This is a genomic window from Kocuria palustris, assembly GCF_007666205.1.
GTDB classification, from domain to species: domain Bacteria; phylum Actinomycetota; class Actinomycetes; order Actinomycetales; family Micrococcaceae; genus Kocuria; species Kocuria palustris_A.
Window position 1 is genome coordinate 272,899 of sequence record NZ_VDOR01000003.1, and the last position, 25,529, is coordinate 298,427.

Below are 25,529 nucleotides of genomic sequence, written 5' to 3' on the forward strand. Positions count from 1 at the left end.
CGTCGGCTCCGACACCCGCGCGGGTCCTGACAGGCCCCTGCCGCCGGGCGCGGCCAGTACAGTGGCCCCCGTGGAATCGAGCAACCGGACCTGGTCCCCCGCCCCGACGTCGCTGCTGACGGATCACTACGAGCTGACCATGCTGCAGGCCGCCCTGCGCGACGGCACGGCGCAGCGGCGCAGCGTCTTCGAGGTGTTCTCCCGCCGCCTGCCGGCCGGGCGGCGCTACGGCGTCGTGGCCGGCACGGGCCGCTTCCTCGAGGGCCTGGCGCAGTTCCGCTTCGACGACGAGCGCCTGGCCTTCCTGGAGCGCACCGGCGTCGTCGAGGGATCGACGCTCGAGTGGCTGGCGGACTTCCGCTTCACCGGCGACATCAGCGGCTACGCCGAGGGCGACCTGTGGTTCCCGCACTCGCCGATCCTGCGCATCGAGTCGACGTTCGCCGAGGCCTGCATCCTGGAGACCTACGTCCTGTCGGTGCTCAACTACGACTCCGCCGTGGCCTCGGCCGCCTCGCGCATGATCAGCGCCGCGGGGGATCGGCCCTGCCTCGAGATGGGGTCGCGCCGCGCCTCCGAGGAGTCCGCCGTGGCCGCCGCCCGCGCCGCGGTGATCGCCGGCTTCGCGGGGACCTCGAACCTCGAGGCCGGCTTCCGCTACGGGCTGACGACCATCGGGACCTCCGCGCACTCGTTCACGCTGCTGCACGACGACGAGGAGACGGCCTTCCGCTCCCAGCTCGAGACCATGGGCCGCGGCACCACCCTGCTCGTGGACACCTACGACGTCGAGAAGGCGGTCCGCCTGGCCGTCGAGCTCGCCGGCCCGGAGCTCGGCGCCGTCCGCGTGGACTCCGGCGACCTGGTCGATCAGGCCGGCCGGGTGCGCGCGCTGCTCGACAGCCTCGGCAACCACCGCACCAGGATCACCGTGACCTCCGATCTCGACGAGTACGCCATCGCGGCCCTGGCCGCGGCCCCCGTGGACTCCTACGGCGTGGGCACCCGCCTGGTCACCGGCTCCGGGGCCCCCACGTCCTCCATGGTCTACAAGCTCGTGGCCCGCGAGGGCGCCGACGGCCGGCTCGAGCCCGTGGCCAAGGCGTCCTCCGGCAAGGCCTCGACGGGCGGGCGCAAGTCGGCCCTGCGCCGGCGCGACCTCGGCGGCGTGGCCACCCACGAGATCGTGGGGGTCGGCCACGAGCCCGCCGACGACGGCGACGACCGCCCGCTCATGCAGGACTTCATGCGCGGCGGCGAGCTGCTCGAGGGCTGGACCGGCGCCGAGGCCGTGGACCGCGCCCGCGAGCGCCACGCGGCCTCCGTGCAGGAGATGCCGCGCGCGGCCACCCGCCTCTCCGAGGGCGAGGCCGCGATCCCCACCGTGATCGAGAGCTGAGAGGACCCGCCATGCGCACCGCCCTGATCGTCGTCGACGTCCAGAACGACTTCTGCGAGGGGGGATCCCTGGCCGTCTCCGGCGGCGCGGCCGTCGCCGCCGGGATCTCCGAGCACATCGAGGCCCGCCACGGCGACTACAACGCCATCGTGGGCACCCTCGACTGGCACATCTCCCCGGGCTCGCACTTCTCCGAGGAGCCGGACTTCCGGACCTCGTGGCCGGTGCACTGCGTCGCCGAGACGGAGGGCGCCGAGACGCACGACGACCTCGAGACCGACCGCATCGAGGCATGGTTCCGCAAGGGCGAGTACGAGGCCGCCTACTCCGGCTTCGAGGGCGTGCTCGCCCCCGAGACCTCGACCCCGCTGGGCGGCGTCGAGGAGGATCCCGAGGACGCGGACGACGAGGAGCCCGTGAGCCTGGACGACTGGCTGCGCGAGCGCGGCATCGACGCGGTCGACATCGTGGGCCTGGCGGCCGATCACTGCGTGCGCGCCACGGCCCTGGACGCCGCCGACGCCGGCTACGAGACCCGGGTCCTGCTGCACCTCAGCGCCGGTGTGTCCGAGGAGACCACGGCCGAGGCGATCCAGCGGCTCGAGGACGCCTCCGTGGAGGTCGTGCGGGGCTGACAGCCCCCGAGCGCCGGGGACGCCGGGCCGTCGACGGTCCTACCGGCGGCCCACGAACCAGTTCTGCATCTTGGCGATGCGCGCCTCGATCTGCTCCTCGGTCGCCTGGGCCACGGCCGGGCCGCCGCACTCGCGGCGCAGCTCGTTGTGGATCACCCCGTGGGGCGTGCCGGTGCGCGCCGACCACGCCGAGACGTTCTGCGACAGCTTCTTGCGCAGCTCCTTGAGCCGCCGGTGGTCCGGCACCGCGGGCTGCTCCGGCTGCTCGGGGGCAGCGGAGCGGGACCGGCGGCGCGCGTGCTCCGACTGCCGCTCGCGCAGCAGCGTGGTGACCTGCTCGGCGTCGAGCAGACCGGGGATCCCCAGGTAGTCGGCCTCCTCCTCGGTGCCGGCGGCCACGCCCCCTCCGAACTCGCCGCCGTCGAAGAGCACCCCGTGGAAGGACGCGTCCGACTCCAGGGCCTTGAATTCGCCGCCGGCCAGCTGGGACGAGGCCTTCTCCTCGCGATTGGCGGCCGCGAGCGCGTCGTCGTCCCAGCCCTGCTCGGAGAGGTCCACGATGTCCGGGCCCTGCACCGCGGGCCGGTCGAGGGCGTGGTCCCGCTCGTGCTCCATCTCGTTGGCGTGGGAGAGCAGCAGCGGGACCGAGGGCAGGAAGATCGAGGCCGTCTCCCCGCGCTTGCGCGATCGCACGAAGCGTCCGACCGCCTGGGCGAAGAACAGCGGCGTGGAGGTCGAGGTCGCGTAGACGCCGACGGCCAGGCGCGGGACGTCCACCCCCTCGGAGACCATGCGCACCGCGACCATCCAGCGCTGATCCCCCGCGGCGAAGGCCTCGATGCGCTCCGAGGCGCCCTTGTCGTCCGAGAGCACGACGGCGGGCTTCTCCCCCGTGATCCGCTCGAGCAGCGCGGCGTAGGCCCTGGCGTCCTGGTGATCGGTCGCGATCACGAGCCCGCCGGCATCGGGGACGGTCCGCCTGACCTCCGTGAGACGGCGGTCGGCGCCCTGCAGGACCGAGGGGATCCACGCGCCGTCGGGCGCCAGCGCCGTTCGCCAGGCATGGGCGGTGATCGACTTGGTGAAGCCCTCGCCGAGCTCGGCGGCCATCTCCTCGCCGGCCGAGGTGCGCCACCGCATCTGCCCCGAGTAGGCCATGAAGATCACCGGGCGGACGACGTGGTCCTTCAGCGCGTCGCCGTAGCCGTACGTGTAGTCGGCCTTCGAGCGCCGGATGCCGTCCCGGTCCTCCTGGTACGTCACGAACGGGATCGGGGACGTGTCCGAGCGGAACGGGGTGCCCGTCAGCGCCAGGCGGCGATGGGCCGGGTCGAAGGCCTCGCGCAGCCCGTCGCCCCAGGAGCGGGCGTCGCCGGCGTGGTGGATCTCGTCCATGATCACGAGCGTGCGGCCCTGCTCGGTGCGCGCCCGGTGCAGCAGCGGCTTCATGCCCACCTGCGCGTACGTCAGCGCGACCCCGATGAATCCCCGCGCGTGGCTGCCGTCGGCGTTCCTGTAGTTGGGGTCGATCGCCAGGTTGACCCGCGCCGCCGCATCGGCCCACTGGCGCTTGAGGTGCTCGGTGGGGCACACGATCGTGATCCGGCTGATCGTGCCGCGGTCCACGAGCTCGCGGGCCAGCCGCAGGGCGAACGTCGTCTTGCCGGCTCCGGGCGTCGCCACGGCCATGAAGTCCCGCGGCTCGGAGGCGAAGTACTTCTCCAGGGCCTCCGCCTGCCAGGCGCGCAGCTTCCCCGCGGTGCCCCAGGCGGCGCGCTCCGGATAGGCAGGGGGCATCTCGGCGGCGGGGCCGCCGAACAGGGAGGGCTGGGAGTCATCGGTCACGGGGCCGGCAGATCCTTTCGCGGTTCGAGGATCACGGTCGTCGGGACCGGGATCGCACGCCGAGCGCGATCCCGAGCCGGATCCGGCCGTGCGGGAGGGGATGAGGGCGCACGAGCACGGCCCCGTCGATCCCGACGGGGCCGCAGGCGCGCAGGCTCAGATCACTTGCCGCCGTCCTGCGGTGCGCGCAGGCCGTCGTAGATCTCCTTGCAGGTGGGGCAGACCGGGAACTTCTCCGGATCGCGGCCCGGGACCCACACCTTGCCGCACAGGGCGATCACGGGGTCCCCGGTGACGGCGGACTCGGTGATCTTCTCCTTGCGGACGTAGTGGGCGAAGCGCTCGTGATCGCCCGGCTCCTCGAACGTGCGCGTCTCCTCGCGCTCGAGGGTCGAGGTGCCGCCGACGGGCTCGTCCAAGGTGCCCCGGCCGAAGGGCCAGGGACCCGCCACGGGATGGGTGTCGTCGTGGAAGCTCATGGGCGCCAGTGTACTCCCGCTGCCCGGCGCCCCCGCCGGCGCCCGCCCCCGGCAGGGGCGGAGGCGAGCTCAGGAGCGGTAGGAGGAGACCTGCTGGAACAGCTCCGGAGCCCGGGCATCCAGCCAGCGGCCGCCGGCCACCACGCCGCCCCAGGCCAGCCCCAGGCCTCCGAGTGCGCCGGCGCCCAGGCCGATCCATCCCCACAGGGCCTGTCCGGTGGCCATCTGCACGACCAGCGGGATGCCCGCCAGGCACATCACCGCGCCGATCAGCAGCATCACGGCCAGCTGCACCAGGACATTGAGCAGCGTGAACCCCGGCGGGGTCTTCATCGGGGAGTCCCCGGGCAGCGGCACGGGATAGGTGTAGCGCGCCGAGAGCACGCAGCTGATCCCGCCGCCGCCGAGCAGGCCGAGCAGGCTCATGCCGATCACGGCGGGCAGCAGGTGCCAGGTCTGCGTCATCGCAGCGCCGAACAGCAGGGCCGCGATGCTCAGGGCCCCGCCCACGACGCACAGGGAGACCAGCCGGCCCAGGCGGTCGTCGCGACCGCGGACCCCGCTGAGCACGTGCAGGCTGAATGCCGAATGGTCGTAGGCCACGTCCGCCGAGATCGCGAAGCCCATCATGGCGGCCACGATCGGGCCCGCGAGCAGCAGCGGGCCGCCCTCCCCCGACCCGGAGGCGAACCACATCAGCCCCAGCATCACGGGGATCAGCACGACCGAGGCCGCGTAGCGCGGGTCCTTGAGCCAGTAGATGATGCTGCGCGCCGCCACGGCCACCCATGGCGTCGCGGGCACGCGGCCCAGCAGGCCCGCCCCGCGCACGCGCGAGCCGGACCCGCGCACCGAGGCCGTCGAATGCTCGAGGGAGCGCTCGAGCAGGCGCGTCCAGACCAGCCACATGACCACCCCGGTGGCCGCAGTCACGGCCAGTCGGCCCGCGGCCCCCGGCACGGATCCCTCGGCCAGGTCGGCGGGGATCGCCCACAGCGCGCCCCAGGGGGTCCATGATGCGGCCGCGGCGATCCGCTCGAGGTCGATCGCACCCCCTGCCACCAGGCCGGTGAGACCGCCGATCGCGGGCCCCATCAGGACCAGGAGCGCCAGGCCGAGCACGGCGCCCGCGTCGCCGAGCAGACGGCTGCGCTGCACGCCCTCCAGGGCCGAGGCCAGGCAACGATTGCCCAGCACCATCAGCACCCAGGCAACGGGGATGAGCACGATCGAGGAAGCCAGGGCGACCGGGCTCGCGCGCCAGGCCAGGCTCAGCGCCAGGAGGCCCAGCAGCGTGACGGGCCCGGCGAGCCCGACGGCCGCGCTGAGCAGCTGACCCAGGGCCAGGCCGGAGCGCGGCACGGGATACAGGGCGAAGCGCCCGGCGTGCACCGTGGCATCGGCCCGGCCCGTGATCAGGGAGGCGGCCCACCAGCCGATCGTGGCGACCGTGCCGACCAGCACCACCGGCACCGCGACCTCCCGGGGCTCGGAGCCCCCGCCGCCGACCCAGGCCACGACGGCCCCGGAGGCCACCATGCCCAGCAGGTAGAGCCCGCCCAGGACCGTGCCCACGATGGTCCAGGCGCTACGCTGCATGGCCGCAGCGGTCAGCCGGGCTTTGAGCTCCATGACCAGCCGCGCGGTCGTGACGCTCGACGGCCCCTCCGGAGCGGCTTCTGTGCCCGGGGCCGGCGGCGAGGCCGCGCCGTGCCAGGGCCCGGGATCGTGCTGCGCGCCGCCGCGGGGGCTCACCGGGGCCTCAGCCACGACAGCTCCTCCCCCGCGCCCTCGACGCCGCCGACGGCGTCCACGAAGACCTCCTCGAGCGAGCGCTGCCCGCGGACCTCGTCGACCGTGCCGGCGGCCCGCAGCACGCCGTCGTCCATGATCGCGACGTGATCGCACATGCGCTGGACCAGGTCCATCACATGGCTCGAGACGATCACCGTGCCTCCGGCGCGGGCGAAGCTGTGCAGCAGCTCGCGGATCCGGGCCGCCGAGACCGGGTCGACGGCCTCGAACGGCTCATCCAGGACCAGCACGTCCGGAGCGTGGATCATCGCCGCCGCGAGGGCGATCTTCTTGGTCATGCCGGCCGAGTAGTCCTGCACCGCGGTGCCGGCGGCCTCCACGAGGTCCATGGCCTGGAGCAGATCCTCCGTGCGCTCGGCGACCGTCTCCCGGTCCATGCCGCGCAGCAGACCGGAGTAGGTGACGAGCTGGCGCCCGGCCAAGCGGTCGAACTGCCGCACGCCGTCGGGCAGCACACCCATCCTGGCCTTGGCCGCACGAGGCTCGGCCCAGACGTCGATCCCGGAGACCACGGCCTGTCCCTCGGTGGGCCGGAGCAGGCCGGTGAGCATCGACAGGGCCGTGGTCTTGCCGGCGCCGTTGCGGCCCACCAGCCCGTAGAAGGCCCCGCGGGGCACATCCAGGCTGAGCCGGTCGACGGCCACCGCCGGGCTGGTCTGCGAACCGAAGACGCGGGTGAGGCCTCTGAGGCTGACCGCGGCCCGGGCGGGCGGGATCGAGGTCTGAGTCATGACCCCACGGTAGGGACGACGACGCCCCGGGCGCCTCCCCCTCGAGACGGATGCGCACGATGCGCGCGGCACCGACCGCCGGCACCGACGATCGGCGCTGACTCCACGGCACGGGGCGACCCAGCGCCGCGGCTCGACGGTCGGGGACGGCCGCGGCTCAGAACAGGGCGCGCATCAGCTGCGAGCGCGCCGCGAGCACGCGGGGATCCTCCGAGCCCACGACGTCGAAGAGCTCGATCAGCCGCTGCCGGACCGTCTCCCGGTCCTCGCCTGCCGTGCGGCGGATGAGCTGCAGGAGGCGGGTGAAGGCGTCCTCGACGTGGCCCCCGGAGACGTCGAGATCCGCGACGTCGAGCTGCGCGGCGATGTCGCCGCGGTCCTGGGCCGCCGCGGCGCGCACGGCGTCGGCGTCCATGGGGCTCACCCGGCGCAGGAGCTCGACCTGGGCCAGGGCGAGCTTCGCCTCGTGGTCCCCCGGGTTCTCCTGCAGGGCCCGCTCGTAGCTGTCCTTGGCCCCGTCGAGGTCGCCGGCCTCCAGACGATCCACCGCCTCCTGGTGCAGGGGCGGCAGGGGCTTCTGCTCCTCCGCCTCGCCGGCGGAGGGCTCGGCGGTCCCCGCGACGCCGTGCTGCTCGGCCAGCTGGAGCAGCTCGTCGAGCACGGAGCTCAGCTGGTCCATGGGGATCGAGGACTGCCCGATCGGCACCGGGCGGCCGCCGATCAGCGCGACCGTGGTGGGCACCGACTGCGCCTGCAGCGCCTCTGCGACCTGCGGCAGCTGCTCGATGTCCACCGCCCCCAGCAGCAGGCGCCCGGCGCGTCGGTCGATCTCGCCGGCGACCTGGTCCACGAACGCGCGCGACTGCTCCGAGTAGCCGGCCCACAGCACGAGCACCACGGGCACGGAGTCGGACTGCTCGGCGATCTCCTGGAACTGCTCCGCGGTGCCGACATCGCGGCGGTATCCGCCCGCGCCGGAGCCGCCGGACGTGCCGGAGCCGCCCGACGCCGCGCCGCCGCCCTGGGCGCCGGATCGGCCCAGGTCCACGGCGCCGCGCACCGAGGCCGGGAGGTCCTGCTCCCGGCCGCCCTGGGGCGCGGACTCTGCCGCGGCTCCCGCGGCTCCTGCAGGGTTTCGGGGATCGCTCGGAATGCTCATGCGCACAACTCTATCGAGGCCCCCGCGCCTGGCGAGCGTCGTCGCCGCAGTGCTCGCTGACAGCGCACCGGGGCCGCCGGCCTCCTGTCGGGCACCGCTGCGGGGCCCGACCGCGGTGCCCTGGCGGAGCAGGGGCTGTGCGAGACTGTCGGCCGTGCGCTGTGTGATCGCTGACTGCTCCGTCGACTACGAGGGCCGCCTCAAGGCCCACCTCCCGCTGGCCCGCCGCCTCCTGCTCGTGAAGGCCGACGGCTCCGTGCTCGTGCACTCCGACGGCGGCAGCTACAAGCCCCTGAACTGGATGTCCCCGCCGGCGCGGATGATCGAGACCGCGCCCGACGAGGACCAGGCCGCCGCAGGGGTCACCGAGGTCTGGACCGTGAAGGCCGCCAAGTCCGACGACGTCCTGCGCGTGCTGATCCACGCCCGCCACGGCGAGCTCTCCCACGATCTCGGCATCGACCCCGGGCTGATCAAGGACGGGGTGGAGGCCGATCTGCAGCGCCTGCTGGCCGAGCAGCTCCACCTGGTCGCCGACGGCACCACGCTCGTGCGCCGCGAGTTCCCCACCGCGATCGGCCCCGTGGACATCCTGGCCAGGGATCCGCGCGGCGGAACGATCGCCATCGAGCTCAAGCGCCGCGGCGACATCGACGGCGTCGAGCAGCTCACCCGCTATCTCGAGCTGCTCAACCGCGATCCCCGCCTGGCCCCGGTCAAGGGGATCTTCGCCGCCCAGCAGATCAAGCCGCAGGCCAGGACCCTGGCCGCGGACCGGGGCATCGACTGCCTGGCCCTGGACTACGACGCCATGCGCGGCGTCGACGACGTCGGCTCCCGGCTCTTCTGAGCCGCGCGTCGCCGCGGCGCGCCCGCCCCGGCTGCGGACCCGAGCACGGATCCGGCGCCCGTTCCGTCAGACGCCGCCCTGGAGCCTGCGGTCGACGGCCGCGCCGGCGGCGGTGAGGTGCTCCACGAAGTGCTCGTAGCCGCGGTCGATGTGCTCGACTCCCCCGACGATCGTCTCGCCCTCCGCGCGCATCCCGGCGATGACCAGCGCGGCCCCTGCGCGGATGTCCATGGCCTCGACCGGGGCGCCCGACAGGGACTCGACCCCGTCGATCCAGGCGTGGTGCCCGTCCAGGCGCACGACGGCCCCCAGCCGCTCGAGCTCCGCGGTGAAGCCCCAGCGAGCCTCGAAGACGTTCTCGGTGATCATGCCCGGCCCCTCCGCCACCGCATTGAGCGCGACGGCGAAGGGCTGCAGATCGGTCGGGAACCCGGGGTACGGGAAGGTCGAGACGTTCACCGGCCGGGGCCGCTCCGGACCCTGGACCCGGAAGCCGTCGTCGAGCACGTCGATCCGGCAGCCGGCGTCGCGCAGCTTGTCGAGCACGACCTCCAGGTGCCCGGCCTCGGCCCCCTGCACGACGACGGTGCCGCCGGTGATCGCCGCGGCGAAGGCCCAGGTCCCCGCCACGATGCGATCGGCGACGGTGCGGTGCTCGACCGGCTGGAGGCGCTCGACGCCGGTGATCGTGAGGGTCGAGGTGCCCACGCCCTCGATCCTGGCGCCCATGTCCACGAGCATCGTGCAGATGTCGACGATCTCCGGCTCGCGCGCGACGTTGTCGAGGACGGTCTCCCCGTCGGCGAGAGCCGCCGCGGTCATCAGGTTCTCGGTCGCCCCGACCGACGGGTACGGCAGGCGGTAGTGCGCACCGTGCAGCCGGCCCTCGACCGAGGTCTTGAGGTACCCGCCCTCCGTGCGCAGCCGAGCGCCCATGGCCTCGAGGCCGGCGCGGTGCATGTCGAGCCCGCGCGTGCCGATCGCGTCGCCGCCGGGCAGGGCGACCTCGGCCGCGCCGCTGCGCACCGTCAGCGGCCCGAGCACCGAGATCGACGCGCGCATGGCCCGCACGAGGTCGTAGTCCGCCTGGTGGTGCAGCTCGGCCGGGACGTCGATCGTGACCGCCCTGGCCGCTCGGTCGTAGTCGACCTGGCACCCCAGTCGGCGCAGCAGCTCGGCCATGATCGTGACGTCCTGGATCGCCGGGACGTTCGTGATGCGCGAACGGCCCTCGGCCAGAAGCGTCGCGGCCATCAGCTTCAGGACGCTGTTCTTGGCGCCGTGGACCGGCAGCGTCCCGTCGACCGAGGTGCGGCCGCGGACGACGATCTTGTCTTCCATGCTCTGGGTCTCCTGGGGGGGTCTGTGGGGTCCGGCGCCGGGCCGGAGGCGCGGCGGCGGCGATCGGCCGCCGGGATCGGATCAGGGCCCGGGTCGTTCCGCGGATTCCGGTGCGTGCGCGCGTGCGTCGGCGACGGGACGCGCGATGACGAGCAGGGGCGCCGCAGGATGTCCGACGCACCGGATGCGCTGTCGGTGATGTGTCAGCATCCTAGTCCGCTCGGTCCTGCGCGCTGCCCTGCGGCGGCCGGTCAGTAGTCGACGCGCGTGTCCGAGGCGCGCCACAGCTCGAAGGGCAGGTCCGGGTCGATCCCCGCCAGGGCCTCGGGCGAGGCGGGGTCGACGGGCGTCGGAGGCTGCGCCTCGAGGCGCACGGCACGGTGCAGCAGGGAATCGTCGAAGCCGGCGGCCGCGGCCTGCTCGTCGGTCGCGGCGTAGACCACGCGCTCCAGACGCGCCCACTGGCACGCCGTGAAGCACATGGGGCACGGCCGGCACGAGGAGTAGAGCACGGCTCCGTGCAGGGCGAAGACCCCCTCCCCCGCGCAGGCCGCCCGGATGGCTCCGATCTCCGCGTGGGCCGTGGGGTCGCACGTGCGCGTCACATCGTTGACCGCGCTGTAGCGGTCTCCGCCGGCCGTCACGACGACGGCGCCGAACGGGCCGCCGCCGTCGGCCACGGCCTGCGCAGCCAGCCGCACCGCCGCGGCGAGGTGCTCGCGCTCGGTCCGAGGGTCCGGGTCTGGGCTCTGGGGCACTGCTGGGCTCCTTCGGGAGGGCGCGGCCCTCGCACAGCACGAAGCCGCCCGCCCCGCCCGGAGGATCCGGGACGGGGCGGGCGGCTCACGGGCTCACTTCCGCGGGGCAGCGCCCTCGGAGTAGTGGTCGGCCACGATGGTCACGCGGTTGCTGTCGACGGAGAGGATGCCGCCGTCGATGCGCCCTTCGATGCGGGAGCCGTCGATCGGATCGATGATCACACGGCCCTCCTGCAGGACGCCAGCCACCGGGACGTGACCGGCCAGGATGCCGATCTCCCCCTCGGTGGTGTTGACGATGACCTGCCGGGCCTCCCCGCTCCACACGGACTGGGCGACCTCGACGACCTCGACGATCAGGGGATCAGCCATGGTCACTTCTCTCCGGTGGAGCGCTTGATCTCATCCCACTGCTCCATGACGTCGTCCAGGCCGCCGACGTTGTAGAACGCCTGCTCGGGGACGTGGTCCAGCTCGCCGTCGCAGATCTTCTTGAAGGACTCGATGGTCTCCTTGAGCGGGACCGTGGAGCCCTCGACGCCGGTGAACTGCTTGGCGGTGTAGGTGTTCTGCGACAGGAACTGCTCGATGCGCCGCGCCCGGGAGACGACGACCTTCTGCTCCTCGGAGAGCTCGTCGACGCCGAGGATCGCGATGATGTCCTGCAGCTCCTTGTTCTCCTGCAGGATCGACTTGACGCGGGTCGCGACGTCGTAGTGCTCCTGGCCCACGTACTGCGGGTCGAGGATGCGCGAGGTCGAGGCCAGCGGGTCGATCGCGGGGTACAGGCCGCGGGAGGCGATGTCGCGCGACAGGTTGGTGGTCGCATCGAGGTGGGCGAACGTCGTCGCCGGCGCCGGGTCGGTGTAGTCGTCAGCGGGCACGTAGATCGCCTGCATGGAGGTGATCGAGTGGCCGCGGGTCGACGTGATGCGCTCCTGCAGGACGCCCATCTCGTCGGCCAGCGTGGGCTGGTAGCCCACGGCCGAGGGGATGCGGCCCAGCAGCGTCGAGACCTCCATGCCCGCCTGCGTGAAGCGGAAGATGTTGTCGATGAACAGCAGCACGTCCTGGTTCTGCACGTCGCGGAAGTACTCGGCCATGGTCAGGCCGGTCAGCGCGATGCGCAGACGCGTTCCGGGCGGCTCGTCCATCTGGCCGAACACCAGGGCGGTGTCCTTGAGGACCCCTGCCTCCTCCATCTCGACCCACAGGTCGTTGCCCTCGCGGGTGCGCTCGCCCACGCCGGCGAACACCGAGGTGCCGCCGAAGTTGCGGGCCACACGGGTGATCATCTCCTGGATGAGCACCGTCTTGCCCACGCCGGCGCCGCCGAACAGGCCGATCTTTCCGCCCTGGATGTAGGGGGTCAGCAGGTCGATCGACTTGATGCCGGTCTCCAGCATCTCGGTCGCGCCCTCGAGCTCCGAGAACGGGGGCGGATCGCGGTGGATCGACCAGCGGTCGGTGATCTCCAGCTGATCCGACGGGATGTCCAGGGAGTCGCCCACGACGTTGAAGATGTGTCCCTTGACGACGTCGCCCACGGGCACGGAGATCGGGGCGCCGGTGTCGCGCACCTCGGCGCCGCGGACCAGGCCGTCGGTCAGCTGCAGCGAGATGGCGCGGACCAGGTTGCCGCCCAGGTGCTGCGAGGTCTCGAGGGAGATCGTCTTCTGCTCGCCCTCGAAGACCAGATCGGTGGTCAGCGCGTTGTAGATCTCCGGCATCTGGTTCTCGGGGAACTCGATGTCGACGACCGAGCCCTTGACGCGGGCGACGCGGCCGACGGCGGCGCCAGCGACAGGCGTGGTGTCCTGCTCGTTGATGGTGGAAGACATGTCTCTCACTTCACTGTTCGTGGGTGGCGTTGGGGAATGCGGCGGCCCGGCGGAGGGTCCGGGGCTACAGGGCCTCGGAGGCCGAGACGATCTCCGTGAGCTCCGTGGTGACCTCGGCCTGGCGGGCGTTGTTCATCAGGCGCGTGTACTTGTTGATCAGCTCGCCCGCGTTGTCTCCGGCTGCCTTCATGGCGCGCTGGCGCGAGGCCAGCTCGGAGGCCGCCGCGTGGCACATGCTGGAGTAGATCCGCGCGCGGATGTACCGGGGCAGGGCCTTGTCCAGGAACTCCTCCGGCGAGGGCTCGAACTCGAAGCCGGTGTCCGCCGTGGAGACCTCGCCGTAGTTCTCGGCGACCTCGTCCTGCAGCGCGTTGGCGTCCACGACCTCGAGGGGCAGCAGGCGCACGACCACGGGGTCCTGCTTGACCAGCGACTCGAAGCGCGTGTAGACGAGGTGGATCTCGTCGATGCCGCCCTCGTCGAAGGGCTTCGTGTAGAGCTCGACCAGCATGTCGGCCAGCTCCTCGGCGCGCTCCGGCTCGGGGTTGTCCGTGTTGCCCTCGAGCGCCTGCTCGTAGCCGCGGCCCCGGAAGTCGAAGTTCTGCTTGGCCTTGCGGCCGATGACGTACAGCGTCGGCTCGGTGCCCTGATCCGCGAAGCGGGCCAGCAGGGAGTCGGTCTTCTTCAGGACGTTGGCCGAGTAGGAGCCGGCGAGTCCGCGGTCCGAGCTGAAGACGACGACGGCCGAGCGCCGCGAGGTCTCGGTGCGCTGGTTGAGCATCGGATGGCTCGACGTCCCGGACTGGGACAGCACCTGCGACAGCGCGCGGGTCAGCGCATTCGCGTAGGGCGAGGCCGCGGCCAGCCGCTCCCGCGACTTGCTGATGCGCGAGGTCGCGATCATCTCCATCGCCTTGAAGATCTTCTTCATCGACTGCGTGGAGGAGATCTTCTGACGGTAGACCCGGATCTGGGCTCCCATGAAGCTTCCTTTCTGTGCCGCCCGGTGCGCCGCGCCCGCAGCGCGGCGCACCGGGGGCAGGCGTCAGTTGGCGCGAGTGCTGCCGCCGGCGGAGATCTGCTCCTGGCCGACCTCGTCGTCGGACAGCGGAGCGCTCTCCTCGTGGCCCGGTGCGTGGTTGTCCCGGTTGGTCCCGCGGAAGTCGCGCTTGACCTCGGCCACGGCCGTCTCGAGGGCCTCGACGGCGTCGCTCTCGAGCTTGCCGGTGGAGGCGATCGAGTCCGTCACGTTGGTCGTGCGGCGGACCTGGTCGATCAGGGCCTGCTCGAAGTCGAGGACGTCGGCGACCTCGATGTCGTCCAGGTGGCCGTTGGCACCGGCCCAGATCGAGACGACCTGGTCCTCGACGCGGTACGGCGAGTACTGCTTCTGGCGCAGCAGCTCCATCAGGCGGGCGCCGCGGGTCAGCTGCTGGCGCGAGGCCGCATCCAGGTCCGAGGCGAACATCGCGAAGGCCTGCATGGAGCGGTAGGCCGCGAGGTCCAGCTTCAGCGTGCCGGAGACCTTCTTCATGGCCTTGATCTGCGCGGCGCCGCCGACGCGCGACACCGAGATGCCGACGTCGACCGCGGGGCGCTGATCCGCGTTGAAGAGGTCCGACTGCAGGAAGATCTGGCCGTCGGTGATGGAGATGACGTTCGTCGGGATGAACGCCGAGACGTCGTTGGCCTTGGTCTCGACGATCGGCAGGCCGGTCATCGAGCCCGCGCCCAGCTCGTCCGAGAGCTTGGCACAGCGCTCGAGCAGGCGGGAGTGCAGGTAGAAGACGTCGCCCGGGTAGGCCTCGCGTCCCGGCGGGCGGCGCAGCAGCAGCGAGGTGGCGCGGTACGCCTCGGCCTGCTTGGACAGGTCGTCGAAGATGATCAGGACGTGCTTGCCGCCGTACATCCAGTGCTGGCCGATGGCCGAGCCGGCGTACGGGGCGAGGTACTTCAGACCCGCCGAGTCGGAGGCCGAGGCGGCCACGATGGTCGTGTACTCGAGCGCGTTGTTGTCCTCGAGGGTCTTGCGGATGCCCGCGACCGTGGAGGCCTTCTGGCCGATGGCCACGTAGATGCAGCGGACCTGCTTCTCGGGATCGCCGCTCTCCCAGTTCTCCCGCTGGTTGAGGATGGTGTCGATGCCGATGACGGTCTTGCCGGTCTGGCGGTCGCCGATGATCAGCTGGCGCTGCCCGCGGCCGATCGGGACCATCGCGTCGATGGCCTTCAGACCGGTCTGCAGCGGCTCGTGGACCGACTTGCGCATGGTCACGCCCGGAGCCTGCAGCTCCAGGGCGCGACGGCCCTCGGCCTCGATCGGGCCGAGATCGTCGATCGGCTGACCCAGGGTGTCGACCACGCGGCCGAGGAAGGCGTCGCCGACCGGCACGGAGAGGATCTCCCCGGTGCGCTCGACGCTCTGGCCCTCCTCGATCTCGCGGAAGTCGCCCAGGACGACCACGCCGAGGTCGCGGACGTCCAGGTCCTGGGCCAGGCCCAGGGCGCCGTTCTCGAAGCGCAGCAGCTCGTTGGCCATGACCGACGGCAGTCCCTCGACTCGGGCGATGCCGTCGGCGGCGCTGGTGACGCGGCCGGTCTCGGTGCGTTCGGTCGTGCCGGGATCGTAGGACGCCGCGAACTCCTGGAGCGCGCTGCGGACCTCATCGGCATTGATGGTCACTTCGGCCATCTCGTGTCCCTGCTTCCTCGTTCGTGATCATCGTGGCGATGACCAGCTGTTTCGTCTGTGCGGTCGGCTTCTGCCCGACCGGCGGAGCGCGGTGTGCGTCGTCCGGTGGCTCGGGTCAGGCCCGCATGCGCGACTGCAGCTCGTCGAGCCGCCCGGCCACGGAGCCGTCGATCACCTCGTCGCCGACGGTGATCCGCAGACCCCCGACCAGCGTGCGGTCCTCGTCGAGCACGATCTTCAGGTCGCGGCCGTAGAGCCGCGACAGCGCGCCGCGCAGACGCTCGACCTGAGCGTCGTCGAGTGCTCCCGCGTAGCGCACGCGGGCGATGCCGCCCTCGCGGACCTCGGAGAGCAGCTGGGCCCAGTCTGCCAGCACGCGGTGCGGCCGGTGCTCCCGGGGGGTCAGGACGGCCTGCTCGGCGAGCAGGCGGCCCTCCTCCCCCAGCGACGGCGCGACGCGGTCCAGCAGTCGGAGCCTGGCCTCGCGGGGAGCGCGGGCGTCGGTCAGCGCCTGCTGCAGCTGCGGGTCCTCCTCGAGGAGCGCCTGCGTGCCCAGGGCGTCGTCGACGACGCCGTCCAGGCCCTCGGCCCCGAGGCGGCGCTCGGCCGCCAGGCCGGCATGCACGACGGCCGCGGACTCGAGGCCCTCGACGAACGCGTCCTCGGTGGCCCAGGTGCGGGCGGAGAGCATCTCCAGGATCCCGGTGGCGGCATCCCCGAAGGCGGATCCGAAGATCCGGCGGGCCAGGGCGCCGCGCTCCTCGCCGGAGCGGGAGGGATCCGTCAGCGAGCGCCGCAGCAGATCGTTGCCCTGCACGGCCTCGAGCGCGTCGAACAGCTCACGCGCCTGCGTCGAGTGCGCCTGCTGCGCCCACGGGCGCAGCAGCGACGCCGCATCGGCGCGGCCGAGCCCGGACCGTGCGGCGCTCACTTCTGCGCACCCTGATCGGCCGGGGCGCTCTCGAGCTCGGAGATGAACCGATCGATGACGCGCCGCGAGCGATCGTCGTCGGACAGCGACTCGCCGACGACCTTGGAGGCGAGCTGGGTGGCCAGCGAGCCGACCTCGGTGCGCAGCGACAGGGCCGCGGCGGAGCGCTCGGCGGCGATCTCCGTGTGGGCCTTCTCCGTGATGCGCGCGGACTCGCTGTTCGCGCGGTCCTTGAAGTCGGCCAGGATCTTCTCGCCCTCGAGGCGGGCCTCCTCGCGGATCTTCTGCGCCTCGAGACGAGCGCTCTCCAGCTGCTGGTTGTACTCGTCACGGGCGCGGTCGGCCTCTGCCTGCGCCTTCTCGGCCTTGGCGAGCCCGCCCTCGATCGCCTCGCTGCGCTCGGCGTAGGTGCGCTCGAACATCGGGACGATCCACTTGGTGGCGACGAACAGGAGCACGAGGAACCCGATGAGGGTGATCAGCATCTCCCAGCCGTCGGGCACCAGCGGATTCTCTCCGGCTGCCGTGATGTCAGTGGTCATGGACGACGGTCCTGTTCTCTTCGTCTCGGGTCATGGTCGCTTCCAGAGCGAAGATCACATGATGAAGGCGAGGACCAGACCCAGGATGGCCAGGGCCTCGACCACGGCGAAGCCCATGAACAGCATGGGCTGAAGGACGCGCTGGGCCTCCGGCTGGCGGGAGACGGCCTGCATGTACGCGGCGAAGATCAGACCCACGCCGATGCCGCCGCCGATGGCAGCGAGACCGTAGCCGATGGCGGAGAGCGAACCAGTGATATCCATTCTTGGAGTTTCCTTTCAGACTGCCCGCGGTGCGCGAGCGGTGTGCCACGAATGGCGGTTGACAGGTCGGAGCGGTACTCCGCGTGTGGCTCGGTCGCTGCCGAACCAAGTCTGTGGGGTCAGTGCCCTTCCTTCAGCGCGCCGTCGACGTAGACCGCGAACAGCAGCGTGAAGATGTAGGCCTGCAGCACCTGGATCAGCAGCTCCAGGAAGTAGATGAAGACGCCGAGCAGCAGCGACCCGATCCCGCCCAGGGCGCCGCCGAAGCCGCCGACGTTGGAGAACAGGTGCCCCATCAGGGCGGCGGCCACCATGATCGCCATGTGACCGGCGAACATGGTCGCGAACACACGCAGGGCGTGGGTCACCGGGCGGATGATCATGTTCGAGAGGAACTCGATCGGGATCAGGATGATGTACAGGACCGGGGGGACGCCCTCCGGCATGGTCATCTTGCGGGCGAACTTCCCGAGGCCGTGGCGGCGGATGCCCGCGCCGACCCAGATCACGTAGGCCAGGATCGCCAGGACGTAGGCGGAGCCGGCGTGCGAGAGCGTCGGCAGCTGCAGCAGCGGGATGGACCCGAACAGGTTGTTCACCAGGATGAAGAAGAAGAAGCTGAACAGCAGCGGCAGCCAGGGCCGGAACTCCTTCTCGCCGATCAGCTCGCGGCCCAGGGAGTTGCGCACGAAGTCGTAGCCGACCTCGCCGAGGTACTGCGGCTTGGACGGGACCAGGGCCTGGCGCCGGATGGCCCACATGAAGAACGCCGCGATCAGCACCACGGAGAGCAGGATGAGCAGCATCTGCTTGCCGAAGGCGAAGGATCCGATCTCGAAGAACGGCGGGAGGTGCATGTCCTCAACCGTCGGGGCCTGGAGACCTGTCCCCTCCATGGGCGGCGCGAAGATCACGGGCGGTCCTTTCTGCTGCCGCCGTGTCCGCCTCGCTGCGCGGAGGTGGGGTACGGGGCGTTTCGGCGGTTCCGGGCGGCGCCATCGTCGTCCTGGGGATCGTCAGTGGTCCGCAGTCCGGACTGCAAGCGGAGGTAGGACAGAGCGATGCCGGCGGCCAGGCCGATGCCTGCTCCGAGGAACACGATCCACTCTGTTCCCACCAGGTAATCCAGCAGGAATCCTATCAGACCCCAGAATGCGGTCCCAATCACCAGGTACAGCATGATGCCCAGTGCGCCGCGGTTGCCGCCGGCCTGCACGAGCTCCGCGGTGCTGTTGAGATGGTCGTCGCGCAGCCGGCTGCGGCGGCTCGTCGGGCCCGTGCTCGGGTCCCTGTCCTGATCAGTCATGATCGATGCTCCTCTCGGCGGCGAGGCCCGCTCCCGCGGCCCTGTCCGGGCCCGCCTGCAGTGCTTCCGGCATGGTCCCGCGGCAGCCGTTCCTGCGACGCCTGCGGCAGGTCGTAGACCGGCAGCCGCGCCCGGCGCAGTCCCGCGGCGGTGCCGGCCAGCCACACGACGACCTGGGCCACGGCCGCGGCGAGCGCCCAAGCCCCGCGGATCCAGGCGGGCGTCGTCACGACGGCCAGCAGCACCGCGCCCAGCAGCACCAGGACCACGTAGCTGCTGACCATGGCCAGGGCCGGCGCCTGCGGCGACACCCTGCTCGCGGCCCACAGGATCAGCCCGGTCGCGGCGAACGGGGCCAGCACCGCAGCGCCTGCGACACCGGCGCTGCCGGCGGCGTCCGCGCCGTCGACGGCCGCGGCCAGGGCGACCACGGCGAGCAGGGCGATCAGCGCGGGCAGGGCCGCGTGGCGCAGCATCACCGCCCAGGGGCTGCCCGGGACGGTGCGCATCGGCCCGCGGCCGGCGCTCGGGCGCGTCACGCGCCGGCCCTGTGCGGGGCCCCGGGGCGCGTCCGGCCCCGGTCGAGGATCCGGGGAAGGCTCAGGTACAGCACGAGCACCAGCAGGACGGCGACACCGGGGACGACGGCGGGCAGCCCGTGCAGCCACAGGCCCGCCAGGCCGATCAGCGAGCAGACCAGGGTGAACGCGGCGACCGTGAGCGACGAGGCGGCGTGGGAGAGCCCGACGTCGGTCAGCCGCTGGTAGACGTGCTCGCGGTGCGGGCGCCACCACGCCTCGCCGCGGCGGATCCGGCGCAGCAGGGTCCAGCCGGTGTCTGCCAGGTAGACCGACAGCGCGGGCAGCAGGTACTCGACGTAGACCCCGGACAGGAACGCGGCGATCGCGATCAGGATCAGGGATCCCCCGAGCAGGTACGACCCGACGTCGCCCAGGAAGACCGAGTCGCGGGAGAAGTTCCAGGGCAGGAAGCCCAGGAAGGCGAAGGCCACGACGAGCCCCGCGACGATCATCCAGGGCATGTCGTTGGAGGCCCCGGCCCACGAGTAGACCAGCCCCACGACGAAGCCGTGCATCCCGGAGATGCCGTTGACGCCGTCCATGAAGTTGGCGACGTTGATGTAGGCCACCACGGCGACCGCGCACACGGGCCACCACCAGATGCCGGTCTCCAGGATGAGGGTCAGTGCCCCCGCGCAGCCGGCCCCGATGAGCAGCTGCCCGGCCAGGCGCCAGCGCACCGAGAGGCCGCGGATGTCCTCCGTCCAGCCGAGCGCGGCGGCCAGTGCGGTGCCCGTGAGCACGACGAGCGCGACCGAGCGGTCGACGGCCACGGCGCCCAGGGCCACGGCCAGCAGCTGCACGACCACCACGGCCACCGCCACGGCCAGGCCCATGCCCCGGATCACCGTGCGCGTGTGCGAGGAGCGCTCGTTGGGGATGTCCACGACGCCGAGCCGGCGCAGGACGGGCTTCACGGCCAGCGGCAGGAGCAGGCTCAGCACGAGGGCGGCGGTGCCGAAGGACAGCGCCAGGCGCAGGAGGGTCTGCAGCTCGTCGGGCGTGGGCCAGGCGCCCGGATCCGTCGAGAGGACCGAGGGCGGAGCGGGCTCCTGGGCGGCCAGCGGCGCGGCGGCGATCATGAGGCGGTGTCCCGGTCGCGGGGTGCACGGGCGGCGTCGAGCTGCGGGGCGTCCTCGCCGGGGCGTCTGCCCTCGGCATCGTCCTTGCGCGTGATGTCGTGCACCGAGCTGGACTCGCGTCGCGCGGAGCGGAAGTCCGTGGGCGAGGGCTGGGTGTGCGAGCGGACGACGGGGATCATGCCCGTGGTGGGCATGTTCCCCCGCAGCTTCCAGGTGTGCCGGTCGAGGCCCTCGGGCGACAGCGCGGCCACCCGGGCGTGCGAGATCTTGGGGTGGAAGGGCCGCTCGTCGGACTCCCCGAGCCCGATGAGCTCCTCGTGCAGCTTCTCCCCGGGCCGCAGGCCCGTGATCACGATCTCGACCGATTCGCGGCCCGAGAGGGTGCGCAGCCGCTCGGCGATGTCGATGATCCGCACGGGCTCCCCCATGTCCAGGATCAGCACCTCGCCGCCCCGGGCGATCGCCCCTGCCTGCACCACGAGCTGGCAGGCCTCGGGGATCGTCATGAAGTACCGCGTGGCCTCCGGATCGGTCACGGTGATGGGCCCGCCCTGGCGGATCTGCTCGGTGAACAGCGGCAGCATCGACCCGCGGGAGCCGAACACGTTGCCGAAGCGCACCGAGACGTAGCGCCGGCCCGTCTGCTGCGCCATCCAGGCGGTGAGCTTCTCCGCGACCCGCTTGGAGTGCCCCAGGGCGGTCGTGGGGTTGGCGGCCTTGTCGGTCGAGACGTTGACGAAGACGCCGACGTCGGCGCGGCGGGCCGCCTCGAGCACGTTCAGGGTGCCGAGCACATTGGTCTTCCAGGCCTCGTCGGGGTAGCTCTCGAGCAGGGAGACGTGCTTGAGCGCGGCGGCGTGGAAGACGACCTCCGGGCGGCGCTCAACGAAGATGCGCTCGAGGGCCTCGGCGTCGCGGATGTCGGCCAGCACCGTGTCCTGGCCGTCGAGCAGGCCCCGGCCCGTGATGGAGATCTGGGTGGACTGGAGGTTGGTCTCGTCGCGGTCCAGCATCATGAGCTCGCCGGGCTCGAAGGCCAGCAGCTGGCGGCACAGCTCGGAGCCGATCGACCCGCCGGCACCCGTCACCAGGACGCGCCGGCCGGTGACGTAGCCGGAGATGCCCTGGGCGTCGATGTCCACCGGGCTGCGGCCGATGAGGTCCTCGAGATTGACGTCGCGGATGTCCACGCGCGTGCCGGAGCCGGTCAGCATGCTGCTCAGCGGCGGCACGGTCATGACCCGCGTGCCCGTCCCGGCCACGGTGTCGGCCACGCGCTGCAGCTTCTTCGAGTCCGCCCCCGACATGGCCACGAGCAGGATCTGCGAGCGCGTCTGCTCGAGAACGCGGGTCGCGTCGTCGAGCGTGCCGAGCACGGGGACGGAGGAGATGCGCAGGTGCTTCTTCGCAGGGTCGTCGTCGATGATCCCGACGGGCAGGTACTCGGAGTCCGGATCCTGCATCATGCGCTGGATGATGAAGGTCCCGGACTGCCCTGCCCCGTAGACGACCACGTGCTGAGCGGCCTCGCCCGGCTTGGACCGGGACTCCTGGTACATGCGCTTGAGGTAGCGGAAGGCCGCCATGAGCAGGCACGCGAAGGGGAACGCGATCAGCCCGACCGAGCGGGGGACGCCGATCGACGGTCCCGCGACGAGCAGCAGGATCTGCACGACGGCCGCCACGATCAGCGTCACGACGACCAGCAGCTTGGCCTCGTCGAAGCTGCCGAAGGAGTAGCGGCCCCGGTACAGCGCGAACGAGTAGCCCACCGCCAGCTGCGCGACGACCGCGACCGCGCACACCAGCAGGATCCCCCACGTGCTGATGAACTCGAGGTGCAGCTCGTAGCGCAGCACCAGCGCCACGATCATCGCCGCGATCCAGGACAGCGAGTCCAGGATCATCTGGATCCACAGCCAGGCCGGGGGCTTCTCCGCGGTCCCCGCGCGGCCCGTGCCGGAGGCGGCGGAGGAGGATCCCCGCGGGACGGCTGCGGCGCCGTCTCCGTCGTGCGATGACTGCATCGAGGTCGGTCCCTCCTTGGACGGTGAGGATGGGCGGTGCGGATGCCGCGTGCCGGCAGAGCCGGGAGGCCGCGGGATCCGCGCCTGCGGTCGTCCCAGACTAGGCGCTCTCGCGCTCCCAGCCGGGAAGTGCCCCGCCAGGGCGCAGCCGCTCAGGCGGCGCGGGCGCGGACCAGCGCGCGGTAGCTGCGCTCGCGCAGCCGGCGGGGGATGAAGCGGTAGCCGCCGCGCACCACGATGTTGCGGGCCAGCTCGAGCCGGCTGATGTGCCCGATGGCGTGCAGCCGCGACTGCAGCTGCATCTCCGCGGCGAAGACCTCCGGACCGCCGCGGCGGCGGTAGGCCCCGTCGGAGACGCGGTAGCCCACGAGCGGCTCGGCGACGTTGCGGACGTCGGCCCCCGCGCGCAGCAGCCGGACCCACAGCCAGTAGTCCTCCGCGAGGGGGACCTCCTGGTAGCCGCCGACGGCGTCGACCGCCCGGCGGCGGAAGACGACGGTGGGATGGGAGACGGGATTGCGCAGCCGGGAGACCTCCTGGATGCGCTGCCTCCCCGTGGGAGCCGCGCGGACGGCGAGGACCTCCTCCCGGTCGTCGATCTCGTGCATCGAGGACCCGACCAGATCCGCGCCTCCGGCGATCAGCGGCAGCTGGGCCGCGAAGCGCCCCGGGTAGGAGACGTCGTCGGCATCGGCCCGGGCGATCACGTCGTGGGAGCACAGGGCGAGGCCGTGGCGGAGGACGGCGGTCAGCCCCCGGTTGGCGGGCAGGTCCGCGCGCACGACCTCGATCGGCGGCTGCGCTGCCCGCAGCTGCGCGGTGATCTCGTCCAGCACGGACTGCAGCTGCGGCCGCACCGGGCCGTCGCGCACGATCACGACCTGGGACGGGCGGACGGTCTGCTCCAGCGCGGAGGACAGGGCGGCTCGCCGGAAGCGCTCCGGGGAGTCGCCGTCGTAGACGGGCAGCAGCAGGGAGAACGGCGGCAGCTCGCCCTCCCCCGCCGGAGCATCCGACGCCGCGCTCGGCCCGTCCGTCCCAGGGCCCTGCAGGGCCCACACCCCGTCGAGGACCTCCGCATTGCCGCGCGGGGCCCGGAGGCTGTCGCGCACGCCCGCCCCGAGGCGGCGCAGGACCTGCCCGCGCTCCCGGGACCGGCGCAGCGTCCGCAGCCACAGCCGGGCCGTCGCGCCGCCGTAGAGAACCTTCTCCCACGGGGCCAGCGAGGCGCTGCGGGTGAAGACCCAGAGCTTGTTGCGCACGTCGTAGTAGAAGCGCGGCCCGGGATCGACGTCCGTGGTCACCGGCCTGCGCGTGTGGTGCACGACCTGGGAGGCCGGCAGCTGGACCGCATCGCCCCACCGGGCCAGGCGGGTCGAGTACTCGAAGTCGTCGTTCCAGATGAAGAAGTCCGCGTACGGGGCGCCGGCCGCCCGGACGGCGTCGCCGTCGAGCAGGAGGGACACGAAGGAGCCGGAGCGGATCGTGCGAGCCCCGACGGCCTCCGCGAGGCGCCGGCGCCGCCTGCCCGCCCCGATGCGCTCGATCATCGAGTTCATGGGGTGATCGGACCCGTCGGTCCACAGCACGCGGCTGGCCACGAACGCCGGACGACGGCCGCCCTCCGGGTCGTAGTCCCGCCAGGCCGCCAGTGCCGTGGACAGCGTGTCCTCGAGGGGCTCGGTGTCGTCGTCCATGACCCAGACGAGATCGGCGCGGTGGTGGTGGGCGGCCCGGTCCAGACCGACGGTGAAGCCCCCGGCTCCCCCGACGTTGCGCGGCAGGCGGATCAGGTCGACCTCCGGGGCGGCCCCGGGGCGCCCCGCGACGGTCGCGGCGAACTGCTCGACGACGGCCGGGGCGCCGTCCTCGGAGGCGTTGTCCACGACGACGAGGACGTCGGGGACCCGCCGGCCGGAGGCCAGGCCCTGCAGCGTCGTGGACAGCAGGTCGCGTCGATTGCAGCTCACGACGACGGCCGCGACCACGGGCTCTCGTGCAGAGTCGGGCACAGCACAGCTCCTCACCGGGGGAAGACGAGCCGCGGACGGTGCGCCGTGCAGCCCACGGCTGTCCGGCGGCCCCTGAGATCTCCGGAACAGTAGCACCGGTTCCTCCGCTCCATCTGGGACCGAACCGGGGCATTCCTGAGGCCGCCCGCGGGCCTGTCGCGCGCGGTGCCGTCTGTACGATGAGCAGCGATGAGGCCGCGGCGCCGCGGCTCCCGACGGCAGACAGGAGACAGCTCATGACGGCGAGGAACTGGCGAGTCGTGGGAGGCAGCGGGTTCGCGGGCTCGGCGATCACCGCCCGGCTCGAGGCCCAGGGGCATGCCGTCCAGCGCGTCTCGGCGCCTCGGCTGTCGAGCAGCGCTCGGACCGTGCACCACCTGATGGAGCGCGCGCGGGACCTCGAATCCGTCATCGACTACCTCGCCGACTCGTTCGCCGGAGCGGACGTCGTCGTCAACGCCGCCGGCATGGCCCAGCCGGACGGCTCCGATCAGGACGCGCTCGTGGGCGCCAACGCGCTGCTGCCCCTGCTGATCCTCGCCGCGGCGGAGCGCACGGGGGCCACCCGGGTGATCCACCTGTCGACCGCCGCGGTCCAGGGCAGCGCGGACTGCCTCGACGAGACCGAGCAGACGGATCCCTTCTCCCCCTACTCCTTCTCCAAGGCCCTGGCGGAGCGCGCTCTGCTGCGCGTGCTCGAGCGCGACGCCGGGGACCGCACCGCCCTCCCGGAGCTGGTGCTGCTGCGCGCCACATCCGTCCAGGGCCGCGGGCGGCGCACCACCCGGCGGCTGGCGAGGTTCGCCGGGTCGCCGTTCAGCTCGGTGGCCGGCGCCGGCACCGCGCACACGCCCGTCACCTCGGTCGAGGCGCTGGCCGAGCTCGTGGAGACCCTCGGCACGCACGAGGGCGAGCTGCCGCGGATCCTGCTGCAGCCGTGGGAAGGCGCCACGACGGCGTCGATCCTGCGCGATGCCGGGCGCCGCGAGCCCCGGCACCTGCCCGCCGTCCTGTGCCGGGCGGCCCTGAGCCTCGGGCATCTCGTCTCGAGCGCGGCCGGAAGCCGCTGGCACGGCGCCCTGCGGCGGATCGAGGTCACGTGGTTCGGCCAGCAGCAGGTCCCGGGCTGGGTCCAGGAGCACGGGCTGCTGCCCGCGCCGGCCATCACGCCGGTGCTGCGCGCCGTGCACACGGATCAGGCCGGCTGAGCGCTTCCCCGCATGCCGCGTCCGCATCGCG

24 protein-coding genes are annotated in these 25,529 nt (G+C 72.4%); 4 read left to right on the forward strand and 20 right to left on the reverse strand.

Going from position 1 to position 25,529, the window contains the following annotated elements; translation table 11 throughout:
* The first annotated feature begins 61 nt into the window (after positions 1–61).
* Together FSY66_RS05465 and FSY66_RS05470 are read left to right on the forward strand one after the other, a co-directional pair.
* On the forward strand, positions 62–1,399 hold the full coding sequence (locus FSY66_RS05465) for a nicotinate phosphoribosyltransferase (RefSeq protein ID WP_144791986.1): 1,338 nt from the start codon (positions 62–64) through the stop codon (positions 1,397–1,399).
* Between the two features lie 11 nt (positions 1,400–1,410).
* Entirely contained in the window at positions 1,411–2,034 is a 624-nt protein-coding gene (locus tag FSY66_RS05470) for an isochorismatase family protein (RefSeq protein ID WP_144791988.1), read from the forward strand.
* A 39-nt stretch (positions 2,035–2,073) separates the two neighbouring features.
* On the opposite strand, the gene FSY66_RS05475 is transcribed toward FSY66_RS05470, so the two are convergent.
* The 5 genes from FSY66_RS05475 to FSY66_RS05495 all read right to left on the reverse strand — a co-directional run bounded on the left by FSY66_RS05475 (position 2,074) and on the right by FSY66_RS05495 (position 8,063).
* Positions 2,074–3,831 carry a DEAD/DEAH box helicase gene (locus tag FSY66_RS05475; protein WP_144792205.1) on the reverse strand — a complete coding sequence of 586 codons (1,758 nt, stop codon included), beginning with the start codon at positions 3,829–3,831 and terminating at the stop codon, positions 2,074–2,076.
* Between the two features lie 209 nt (positions 3,832–4,040).
* Positions 4,041–4,358, reverse strand: coding sequence for a DUF3039 domain-containing protein (locus tag FSY66_RS05480; RefSeq protein ID WP_260853485.1), 318 nt, complete (start codon positions 4,356–4,358; stop codon positions 4,041–4,043).
* 69 nt (positions 4,359–4,427) lie between these two features.
* A complete protein-coding gene (locus FSY66_RS05485; RefSeq protein ID WP_144791990.1) occupies positions 4,428–6,128 on the reverse strand; it encodes a hypothetical protein in 1,701 nt (566 codons plus the stop codon).
* Positions 6,110–6,904: an ABC transporter ATP-binding protein gene (locus tag FSY66_RS05490; RefSeq protein ID WP_144791992.1), complete on the reverse strand. Its 795-nt coding sequence runs from the start codon at positions 6,902–6,904 to the stop codon at positions 6,110–6,112. Before FSY66_RS05490 ends, FSY66_RS05485 begins: the two co-directional genes overlap by 19 nt.
* A 157-nt stretch (positions 6,905–7,061) precedes the next feature.
* A complete protein-coding gene (locus FSY66_RS05495) occupies positions 7,062–8,063 on the reverse strand; it encodes a co-chaperone YbbN (protein WP_144791994.1) in 1,002 nt (333 codons plus the stop codon).
* Positions 8,064–8,217: 154 nt separating this feature from the next.
* Here FSY66_RS05495 and nucS point away from each other — a divergent pair, with 154 nt between their 5' ends.
* A complete protein-coding gene (gene nucS, locus FSY66_RS05500; RefSeq protein WP_144791996.1) occupies positions 8,218–8,913 on the forward strand; it encodes an endonuclease NucS in 696 nt (231 codons plus the stop codon).
* A gap of 66 nt (positions 8,914–8,979) precedes the next feature.
* Here nucS and murA read toward each other — a convergent pair whose 3' ends face one another.
* The 15 genes from murA to FSY66_RS05575 form a co-directional block, all read right to left on the reverse strand.
* Positions 8,980–10,254 (reverse strand): UDP-N-acetylglucosamine 1-carboxyvinyltransferase, encoded by a 1,275-nt coding sequence (gene murA / locus FSY66_RS05505; protein ID WP_144791998.1) that lies wholly within the window; start codon positions 10,252–10,254, stop codon positions 8,980–8,982.
* A gap of 251 nt (positions 10,255–10,505) precedes the next feature.
* Positions 10,506–11,012: a nucleoside deaminase gene (locus tag FSY66_RS05510; RefSeq protein WP_144792000.1), complete on the reverse strand. Its 507-nt coding sequence runs from the start codon at positions 11,010–11,012 to the stop codon at positions 10,506–10,508.
* A 93-nt stretch (positions 11,013–11,105) separates the two neighbouring features.
* Positions 11,106–11,384 carry a F0F1 ATP synthase subunit epsilon gene (locus FSY66_RS05515; RefSeq protein ID WP_144792002.1) on the reverse strand — a complete coding sequence of 93 codons (279 nt, stop codon included), beginning with the start codon at positions 11,382–11,384 and terminating at the stop codon, positions 11,106–11,108.
* 2 nt (positions 11,385–11,386) lie between these two features.
* Entirely contained in the window at positions 11,387–12,853 is a 1,467-nt protein-coding gene (gene atpD / locus FSY66_RS05520; protein ID WP_144792004.1) for a F0F1 ATP synthase subunit beta, read from the reverse strand.
* Positions 12,854–12,917: 64 nt separating this feature from the next.
* The gene (locus FSY66_RS05525; RefSeq protein WP_144792006.1) at positions 12,918–13,835 is read right to left on the reverse strand and encodes a F0F1 ATP synthase subunit gamma; all 918 of its coding nucleotides are present in this window, start codon (positions 13,833–13,835) and stop codon (positions 12,918–12,920) included.
* A gap of 63 nt (positions 13,836–13,898) precedes the next feature.
* The gene (gene atpA / locus FSY66_RS05530) at positions 13,899–15,545 is read right to left on the reverse strand and encodes a F0F1 ATP synthase subunit alpha (protein ID WP_144792008.1); all 1,647 of its coding nucleotides are present in this window, start codon (positions 15,543–15,545) and stop codon (positions 13,899–13,901) included.
* 115 nt (positions 15,546–15,660) lie between these two features.
* Complete coding sequence (locus FSY66_RS05535; protein ID WP_144792010.1) at positions 15,661–16,476, reverse strand: F0F1 ATP synthase subunit delta; 816 nt, start codon at positions 16,474–16,476, stop codon at positions 15,661–15,663.
* A complete protein-coding gene (locus tag FSY66_RS05540) occupies positions 16,473–17,018 on the reverse strand; it encodes a F0F1 ATP synthase subunit B (RefSeq protein ID WP_144792012.1) in 546 nt (181 codons plus the stop codon). Before FSY66_RS05540 ends, FSY66_RS05535 begins: the two co-directional genes overlap by 4 nt.
* Before the next feature lie 54 nt (positions 17,019–17,072).
* Positions 17,073–17,282, reverse strand: a complete 210-nt coding sequence (locus FSY66_RS05545) for an ATP synthase F0 subunit C (protein ID WP_144792014.1) — start codon at positions 17,280–17,282, stop codon at positions 17,073–17,075.
* A gap of 119 nt (positions 17,283–17,401) precedes the next feature.
* A complete protein-coding gene (gene atpB, locus FSY66_RS05550) occupies positions 17,402–18,178 on the reverse strand; it encodes a F0F1 ATP synthase subunit A (RefSeq protein WP_144792209.1) in 777 nt (258 codons plus the stop codon).
* Positions 18,179–18,192: 14 nt separating this feature from the next.
* Complete coding sequence (locus FSY66_RS12535; RefSeq protein ID WP_186304429.1) at positions 18,193–18,588, reverse strand: hypothetical protein; 396 nt, start codon at positions 18,586–18,588, stop codon at positions 18,193–18,195.
* Positions 18,585–19,127 carry a hypothetical protein gene (locus tag FSY66_RS05560; RefSeq protein ID WP_144792016.1) on the reverse strand — a complete coding sequence of 181 codons (543 nt, stop codon included), beginning with the start codon at positions 19,125–19,127 and terminating at the stop codon, positions 18,585–18,587. Before FSY66_RS05560 ends, FSY66_RS12535 begins: the two co-directional genes overlap by 4 nt.
* Positions 19,124–20,251, reverse strand: coding sequence for an MraY family glycosyltransferase (locus FSY66_RS05565; RefSeq protein ID WP_144792018.1), 1,128 nt, complete (start codon positions 20,249–20,251; stop codon positions 19,124–19,126). Before FSY66_RS05565 ends, FSY66_RS05560 begins: the two co-directional genes overlap by 4 nt.
* Positions 20,248–22,278 (reverse strand): polysaccharide biosynthesis protein, encoded by a 2,031-nt coding sequence (locus FSY66_RS05570; protein ID WP_144792020.1) that lies wholly within the window; start codon positions 22,276–22,278, stop codon positions 20,248–20,250. Before FSY66_RS05570 ends, FSY66_RS05565 begins: the two co-directional genes overlap by 4 nt.
* A 152-nt stretch (positions 22,279–22,430) precedes the next feature.
* Positions 22,431–24,290, reverse strand: coding sequence for a glycosyltransferase (locus tag FSY66_RS05575; protein ID WP_144792022.1), 1,860 nt, complete (start codon positions 24,288–24,290; stop codon positions 22,431–22,433).
* A 236-nt stretch (positions 24,291–24,526) separates the two neighbouring features.
* Between FSY66_RS05575 and FSY66_RS05580 the strand changes: the two genes are divergently transcribed.
* Complete coding sequence (locus tag FSY66_RS05580; RefSeq protein ID WP_144792024.1) at positions 24,527–25,498, forward strand: NAD-dependent epimerase/dehydratase family protein; 972 nt, start codon at positions 24,527–24,529, stop codon at positions 25,496–25,498.
* Positions 25,499–25,529 lie beyond the last annotated feature (31 nt).